This window comes from Actinomadura harenae, from assembly GCF_003696215.1.
Classification (GTDB): domain Bacteria; phylum Actinomycetota; class Actinomycetes; order Streptosporangiales; family Streptosporangiaceae; genus Spirillospora; species Spirillospora harenae.
Genome location: NZ_RFFG01000220.1, coordinates 1 through 4,366 on the forward strand (window position 1 = coordinate 1; position 4,366 = coordinate 4,366).

A 4,366-nucleotide genomic window follows, 5' to 3' on the forward strand; every position below is an offset into this window, starting at 1 on the left:
GGGGGGCGCTTCGCGGACGTCGACCTGCGCCGGCTCGCGGTGCCGGACGCGGCCCGGGGCGCGGTCGCGGACCTGCTGAAACGGACCTCGCTGCCGTACGACCTCCAGGCCGATCCGCCGGTCACCGCCGCCGAGCTGGCCGAGCTCGCCGGGCTGCCGCTGCTCGCCGTCGTCGGGTCCGTGTCGCCGTTCCGGGCCGCCGCCGACCTGGTCGGAGGGGCGCTGCCGGCCGCCCGGCGGCACGTCCTGGCCGGCGGCCACGACCTGCACATCACCGCGCGGGCGCGGCTCACCACGCTGCTCGGCGCGTTCCTGGAGGAGTCCCATGCCTGAGATCACCGCGCGCGGTGTGCGCTTCCACGTCCAGACCCTCGACCCGGTGGCGTCCGCGCCCCGCCCGGAGGGGCCGGACGCTCCGGACGCGCCGGTGGTCGTGTTCGTCCACGGCCTCGCCGTCGACAACCTGTCGAGCTTCTACTACCGGCTGGCCGGGCCCGTCGCGGCGGCCGGGGCGCGGGCCGTCCTGTACGACCAGCGCGGGCACGGCCTGTCCGAGCGGCCCCCGTCCGGGTACGGACCGGACGACGCGGTCGCCGACCTCTTCGGCGTCCTCGACGGCCTCGGCATCGGACGCCCGGTGCACCTGGTGTCCAACAGCTTCGGCGGGGTCGTGGCGCTGAACGCGGCGCTCACCCGCCCGGACCGTGTCGCGGGCCTGGTCATGGTCGAGTCGTACGGTCCCGCCGAACGCCCCGGCGTGTGGACGGAACCACTGCTCAACACCATGAACCGGGCCGCGCTCATCCTCGAGTACGAACGCCTCGCCGCCCAGTTCGCCGCGATCGGCTGGCGCAAGCGCAGCCGCCAGATGGCCGTCGCGGACGCGCTGATCAACCACACCAGCCTCCTCGCGGACCTCGCCGCCGCCGAACCCGTCGGGCCCGCCGGCCTCGCCACGCTCCGCGCCCCGGTGCTGGCCGTGTACGGCGAGCACTCCGACATCCTCACCGCCGGACGCCTCCTCGCCGCGCACGTCCCGGACTGCGAGCTGCACGTCCTGCCCGGTCACGCCCACACCGTCCTCAGCGACGGCACCTCCGACCTGCTGGCCCTCATGCTCCCCTGGCTGGCCCGCCGGGCCTCCGAGGGGACCTCTGACTCCGGTTCGTGTGCCCAGGCGCGTTCGTGTGCCGAGGCGCGCGGAGCGGCCCCCGAGACCGGCCCGTGCGCGCAGGCGTGCGGGCCGGGACCCGATCCGGGCTCGCGTGCGGGGGCGCGTGAGCCGATCTGCGCCGGAGGTGCACGATGAACCCCAAAACGTCCCGCGGCCGCCGGGTCGCCGTCCCGTCGCTGCTCGGGGACGCCGTCCCGCCCGGCAAGAAGCCCGAGCGCGACCGCCGCCGGTTCCTGTTCGCGGTGCCGCCGCTGACCGGCCACGTCAACCCGACCGTCGCGGTCGCCGCCGAGCTGACCGCGCGCGGCCACCGGGTCGCGTGGGTCGGACGGCGGGGCTTCCTCGAACCGCTGCTGCCGTCCGGCGCGCGCGTGTACGCCTCCGAGGACACCGCGTTCGCCGCCAAGCTGGAGGCCGCCCGGGACGAGTGGACGGCGCTGCGCGGCCCGGCGGCGCTGAAGTTCCTCTGGGAGGAGTTCATCGTCCCGCTCGGGCACGCCATGATGCCCGGCGTCGAACGCGCCATGGACCGGTTCCACCCGGACGTGGTGGTCTCCGACCAGCAGGTCCTCGCCGCGCCGGTCGCGGCGCGGCTGCGGGGCCTGCCGTGGGCGACGTCCGCGACCACGTCCGCCGAGTTCACCCGGCCGCTCGCCGGGATGCCGCTGGTGGAGGAGTGGGTCCGCGACCGGATCGGCGGGTTCCAGGCCGCGCACGACATCGAGGACCTCATCGACCTGCGCTTCTCCGACCATCTGACGCTCGTGTTCTCCACGGGCGCGCTCGTCGGGGACGTCTCCTTCTTCCCCGACCACATCGCGTTCGTCGGCCCGGCCCTCGGCGGACGCCCCGAACGCGACCCGTTCCCCTTCGAGCGCCTCGACCCGGAGGGCGACGGCGCGCGCCCGGCCGTCCTGGTCACGCTCGGCACCGTGTCGGGCCCGGCCGGGGCGCGGTTCTTCCGCGTCGCCGCCGAGGCCGTCGCGGACCTGAACGTCCAGGCCGTGTTCGTCATGCCGTCCGGGAAACGGAGGGGCGCCGGGCCCGCCGTCCCCGACAACGTGATCGTCCGGGAGAGCGTCCCGCAGCTCGCGCTGCTCCCGCGGATGTCGGCGGTGGTCGCGCACGGCGGCCACAACACCGTCTGCGAGGCGCTCGCGCACGGCCTGCCGCTGGTCGTCGCCCCGATCCGGGACGACCAGCCGGTCATCGCCCGCCAGGTGGAGGCGTCCGGCGCGGGACGCGTCGTCCGGTTCGCCCGGGTCAGCGCCGACGAACTGCGCACGGCCCTCACCGGCGTCCTCACCGACCCCGCGCACCGCGAGGCCGCGGCGCGCGTCCGCGACTCCTTCGACGCCGCGGGCGGCGCCGCCCGCGCGGCCGACCTTCTGGAGAAGCTGGCATGACCGGCCCACTGGCCGCGCTCTTCACTATCGCTCAGGCCGCCCCTCAGGTCGTGTCGCACGCGGCGGCCGCCGTGGTGTCGCCTCCGGCGCTCGCCGGGGCGGTGCCCCTGGTGCTGCCCGCGTCGGTGTCGGTGCTGGTCGCGGGGGCGATCACGGGGCGCGCGCTGGCGCTGCGGCGGCGGATCCTGGCGATCGCGCCGCTGCCGGGGACCGGGCCCGGGCCCGCGCCCGGCGGGGGATCGGCGTCGGCCTCGTCCGGGGCGGGCGGCGACACGGGGTACGAGTTCGTGACGGGCGAGCGCGTCATGCTGTCCGGGCCGATCCGGCGGGTCGCCGTCGGGCACGCCCGCGAGCACCGGCTGGACGTCCTCGACCTGGTGCCCGCCGACCTGCCGACCGAGCGCGCCCTCGACCTCGCCCGCACCTTCGACCCGCGCGCGTACCGGAACGACCCGCTCGCGGTCGGACGCGGCGCCGGGTTCGCCACCGTCGTCGCCGGGGACCTCCTGGACCGCGCCGGGCACGTCCGCGCCGCCCTCGACCCCGGCGCGTTCGGCGCCGCGACCGCCCGGCTGCGGCAGTTCACCACGTCCGCCGACCTGGCCGTCGTGCCGTCCGCGTGCCCGCGCGGGCCGCTCGGACGGGGCCGCCGTGCCTGGCTGACCGGCCTCGGCGTGCCGGTGTCCTGGCTGGTCGCGTCGTCGGTGCTCGGCTACCTCGCCGTGCTGGTCGCGCTGGCCCTCGCGCCGGTGTGGGGGCTGCTCGCCGTCGTCGCGTACTGCGCCGTCCCGTACCTGGTGTTCGGCGGGACGGCCCTGGCCCCGCACGACCTGCACGCCGCCGCGCTGCTCCGGCTCGTCCGGGAGCCCTACGGCTGGTGGCGGACGATCACCGACCCGCCGGGCGCGTGGGAACGCGAACACGCCGACCGCGCGGACGCCGCCCGTCCCTACTACCGCGCGGAGATCGACCGCGGCGTCGAGCGGTTCCTGGGGCCGCGCCGCAACGACTGCCCGTGGTGCGAGTCGCGGGCGCTGACCGTCCGCGTCCGGACGGGCGACATGGTGCACGGCAAACCGGGCGTGTTCACCCTGGAGCGCTGCCGCGACTGCGGGCACGTCTTCCAGAACCCGCGCCTGGTCGACGAGGGCCGCGTGTTCTACGACCGCGACCACCGGAGCTCGGGGGTCCTGGAGCTGCGCGTGCGCGGCGACGTCCTGCGCGCCCGCGCCCGGTTCGCCGCCGCGCACGTCGGCAGCCCGCGCGCCTGGCTTGACGTCGGCGCCGGTCACGGCCACTTCTGCCGCGCCGCCGCGACCCTGTTCCCGGGGACGGCGTTCGACGGGCTCGACGCGGGCCCGGGCGTCGAGGAGGGCGTCCTGCGGGGCTGGCTGCGCGCCGGGCACCGCGGCACCTTCCGCGACCTGCCCGCCGAGCTCGCCGGACGGTACGACGTGATCAGCATGCACCACTACCTGGAGCACTCCGGCGACCCGCTCGCCGAGCTGGACGCGGTCGTGAGGGCGCTGCCCGCCGGGGGCCACCTGCTGATCGAACAACCCGACCCGGACTGCCGGATCGGCCGCCTGGGACGGGTCTGGTTCCCCTGGCTGCAACCCCGGCACCTCGACCTCGCGCCCGCGGACAACCTCACGCGGGCGCTCGCCGCGCGCGGGATGCGGGTGCTGGCCGTCCAGCGGCGCGCGGCGCACCACCGCCACGACGCGGCGGCGGCCGTCCACCTCGGGCTGAGCGCGTTCGCGCCCGACCCGTCCCGGCCGTGGTC

General features: G+C 76.9%; 4 protein-coding genes. All 4 read left to right on the plus strand.

Annotated elements, in window-relative coordinates:
* Positions 1-333, plus strand: a 333-nt coding sequence (locus EBO15_RS44935) for a hypothetical protein (RefSeq protein ID WP_199745178.1), incomplete at its 5' end; no start/stop codon positions are given.
* Positions 326-1,309: an alpha/beta fold hydrolase gene (locus EBO15_RS42705; RefSeq protein WP_122200130.1), complete on the plus strand. Its 984-nt coding sequence runs from the start codon at positions 326-328 to the stop codon at positions 1,307-1,309. The genes EBO15_RS44935 and EBO15_RS42705, both read left to right, overlap by 8 nt.
* A complete protein-coding gene (locus tag EBO15_RS42710; RefSeq protein ID WP_122200131.1) occupies positions 1,306-2,580 on the plus strand; it encodes a glycosyltransferase in 1,275 nt (424 codons plus the stop codon). The genes EBO15_RS42705 and EBO15_RS42710 overlap by 4 nt, the downstream gene beginning before the upstream one ends.
* On the plus strand, positions 2,577-4,366 hold a 1,790-nt coding region (locus tag EBO15_RS42715; protein ID WP_147481917.1), incomplete at its 3' end, for a class I SAM-dependent methyltransferase. The genes EBO15_RS42710 and EBO15_RS42715, both read left to right, overlap by 4 nt.